Source organism: Arsenophonus endosymbiont of Bemisia tabaci Q2 (assembly GCF_902713415.1).
Taxonomy (GTDB): domain Bacteria; phylum Pseudomonadota; class Gammaproteobacteria; order Enterobacterales; family Enterobacteriaceae; genus Arsenophonus.
In genome coordinates, this window is record NZ_CACTIE010000093.1 from 1 (window position 1) to 3,448 (window position 3,448).

The 3,448-nt window shown below is 37.4% G+C and carries 3 protein-coding genes and 1 pseudogene; 2 read left to right on the forward strand and 2 right to left on the reverse strand.

Translation table 11 applies throughout. The annotated features are described in order from the left end of the window. Positions 1–128 precede the first annotated feature (128 nt). Positions 129–1,178: a dihydroorotase gene (pyrC, locus tag ARSQ2_RS05170; RefSeq protein ID WP_181994597.1), complete on the reverse strand. Its 1,050-nt coding sequence runs from the start codon at positions 1,176–1,178 to the stop codon at positions 129–131. Between the two features lie 768 nt (positions 1,179–1,946). Between pyrC and ARSQ2_RS05175 the strand changes: the two genes are divergently transcribed. Both ARSQ2_RS05175 and ARSQ2_RS05180 read left to right on the forward strand, forming a co-directional pair. After that, the gene (locus ARSQ2_RS05175; protein ID WP_181994598.1) at positions 1,947–2,390 is read left to right on the forward strand and encodes an IS630 transposase-related protein; all 444 of its coding nucleotides are present in this window, start codon (positions 1,947–1,949) and stop codon (positions 2,388–2,390) included. Then, positions 2,387–2,788 (forward strand): transposase, encoded by a 402-nt coding sequence (locus tag ARSQ2_RS05180; RefSeq protein ID WP_238334325.1) that lies wholly within the window; start codon positions 2,387–2,389, stop codon positions 2,786–2,788. The genes ARSQ2_RS05175 and ARSQ2_RS05180 overlap by 4 nt, the downstream gene beginning before the upstream one ends. On the opposite strand, the pseudogene nudC reads toward ARSQ2_RS05180, so the two are convergent. Then, positions 2,754–3,429 (reverse strand): annotated as a pseudogene (nudC, locus tag ARSQ2_RS05185) (NAD(+) diphosphatase). The gene ARSQ2_RS05180 and the pseudogene nudC overlap by 35 nt on opposite strands. Between the last annotated feature and the right edge of the window lie 19 nt (positions 3,430–3,448).

A 3,448-nucleotide genomic window follows, 5' to 3' on the forward strand; every position in this document is an offset into this window, starting at 1 on the left:
ATTAAGACGCTTAGCTATATTTTTAATGAAATAGCTGTTTTTTTAAGCACAAATCATATGATAAAAGATGGCCGTGGTTGATATTATTAATTTATCAACCATTGCCATGGTAACTTTATAGTAGAGAATTATAGTACATTGATTTCCCAATTAGCATCTTCATTTGCTAAAAAAGGAATTAAATGATTTTCACCTTGGGAAATTTTGTCAGGGATAATTACTTTTTTACGTTTAAGTTCAATAAACCCTTTATTAACAGGTAAGCCATAAAATTTAGCGCCGTTTAATGAACAAAACGCTTCAAAGTTTTCCATCGCATTCATTTCATCAAAAACGGTAGCATAAGCTGCAAGGGCAGTAGGTGCATTAAAAACACCGGCACAACCACAGGCAGACTTTTTTCTATTTTGTGTATGGGGTGCAGTATCTGTGCCAAGGAAAAAGCGTTGACAACCTGTTGTTATTGCTTCACGTAATGCTTTTTGATGGATGTCGCGCTTTAGAACAGGTAGACAATATAAATGAGGTTTGATGCTACCAACTAACATATGATTTCTGTTAAACATTAAATGTTGTGGTGTGATGGTCGCAGCCAGCTTTTCATTACCAGCCAGTACATATTGAACGGCTTCTTTAGTGGTAATGTGTTCAAACACAATTTTTAGTCTGGGGAAATCTTTTCTAATAGGCTCCATCGTTTGATCAATAAAATAGGCTTCGCGATCAAAAATATCAATATCACTGTTTGTGACTTCACCGTGAACTAATAGTGGCATACCTATTTTTTCCATTTTGGCAAAAACGGGATAAACATTGGCTATCTTTGATACCCCATATTTAGAATTAGTTGTTGCGTTGGCTGGGTAAAGTTTACAGGCAGTAAATATCTCCTGATTGAAGCCTTCTTCTACTATTTTGGCGTCAGTGGAATCGGTTAGGTAGCAGGTCATTAATGGTGTAAATGAATGTTCTGCAGGGGTCGCGTCAAGGATCCTTTCTCGATAAGATTTTGCTTGATCAATATCAGTAATTGGCGGTACCAAGTTTGGCATAACAATAGCTCGACCAAAAAATCGGCTAGTATAAGGCACAACAAGTTTTAATATATCATCATCTCTAAAATGAACATGCCAGTCGTCTGGGCAGCGAATTTTAATAGTTGTCGTGATTTGGGTCATTAAATTGACTCCATCCTAAAAGTAGATAATGAAAAAGATGAGTTGTGAGTATGTTAACCAGAGATGATAAAGTGAAAAAAGCAAAATAGCTATATTAAATAGCAGATTAACCTGTATCAAACTAATAAGTTTTTAAAGTAATAACAAAAGTATAAGTTAAGATTGTTTGGCTCCTCCAACTGGACTCGAACCAGTGACATACGCATTAACAGCCCGCCGTTCTACCGACTGAAATATTGACGAATAACATTAGATGAGCACTGAATGTTATCGACAGAAAGTCAATTTGTCAAAGACAAAAAGGAGTTATAGCTAAGCGTCTTAATTTTGATTACAAAATATATGTTTTTCTGCAATATAAATTTACTAATATAGAGTAATTACTTGTAATCATTTTAAAGTCGCCCAGCTATAACGCGCCACCACATACTTTGATTGTTCTTTTTTGCATACAAAACATAGCAGTCTCCAACAGTGGTAGTCATAGTGATTGAGAGGTGGATTGTAATTCAGGCGAGGAGATTATTGCAACAACAGAGGATTTGAGTACTGATTTCTGTTTCACTATGTCAAACTTCATTATCTTGACCCGTCCCAGATAGATCCAGTTTGTCCCAGGTAGATCTACATTTATCGCACGTTTCCCTTTTAAATATCTCACGTTCTATCAATATGGCTGGAATGCCGGTATCCTGTATGAATGAGATGAGAATAATCGTTACAGCTTTACCTATAGCTAAGCGACTTAATTTTGATGACATTATTTATATGAGCTATTCAATTGAATTTAGACGTAAAGTGATATTTACGATGGAAGAAGAAGGGTTGAGTATCCGAGAAATAGCGAAGCAATTTCGCATTGGCTCTGCATCTGTATCGCGTTGGATTAATCAAATAAAGCCAAAAGCATCGACTACGCGTCAGCGAAAAATCGATAAATCCGAGTTGATAAAAGATGTTGAACAATATTCAGATGCTTACCAAAAAGAGCGTGCAGAGCGTTTTGGCGTTTGTCAGAAGGCCATTTGGCAAGCTCTTAAAAAAATGGGATTGACCTATAAAAAAACTCTATGTCATCCGACAGCCGACGAAAACACTCGAAAAACGTTTCAACAAAAAAATAACAGTATGAAAAAGAAGGCAAGCATATTGTTTTTATTGATGAAAGTGCTTTTTCACACGATAGCCCGCGGACTCACGGCTATTCTCTGAAAGGTCAACGGTGTGTTGGTCTCAAGAACTGGGGAGCTAAAGGAAGAACAAATGTTATCGGGCCTTTATTGGGCACAACGCTGTTTGCTATCGGATTATTTGATATCAATATTAACAGCGATGTTTTCTATGCATGGGTCACCCAAGTCTTTATCCCAGTACTTCCTAAAAACAGTGTAATCATGATGGATAATGCAACTTTTCACAAGAAACAGAGTATTCAACAAGTCATCATCGATGCGGGGCATATGGTGGAATATTTGCCTACCTATTCGCTAGATCTTAATCCAATTGAACATAAATGGGCACAAGCTAAATGCAAAAAAAGAGCGCTCGGATGCGACACAGATATTTTGTTCGCACTCACAATATGGTGTAATCAAAATGAAGTCGCTTAGCTATATCATGATGATACCAGTCCGCACTAATTAACTCATCAGGATTACTCTGGATTTCACCACTGGCATAATCAGCCAAAAAACCGATCATTAATGAATGAGGAAAAGGGCATGGCTGTGAAGCAATATAACGAATGTTACTAATGATAATATTAGTCTCTTCTTTTACTTCTCTTTTCACCGCTTCTTCAATAGTCTCACCTAGTTCAACAAATCCTGCTAATACAGTAAATATTGGCTTTTTTATGACGCCGATGTTGAGCCAATAAGATATGATCAGCACGCCGAATAGCAACAATAATAGAGGGCGCAATTTGTGGATAATAGCGCTTATGACAATGACTACAAAAACATGCCCATTTGGTTAAACTGGCTGTCATGTTGTTGCCGCAATAACCGCAATAACCGCAATAAGGGTGCGAACGATAAAACTCTGCCAGTTGAATACCGCGTCCAACTAGTTTAAATAGCCCCTCATCTTGACTGGCAATCCATCGCCGCGAACACATATCCGTTGGTGATTTTGCTATAATTAACTAAATCGTTTCCGCTTGCTATTCACCAATAGGGAGTCCCTCTTTTCCTGTTAGCAACCAAAATTGGACGGAACCTTTGGGTAAATCACCATTTAGCAACCAAATTCGACCACCAGTGTAATGG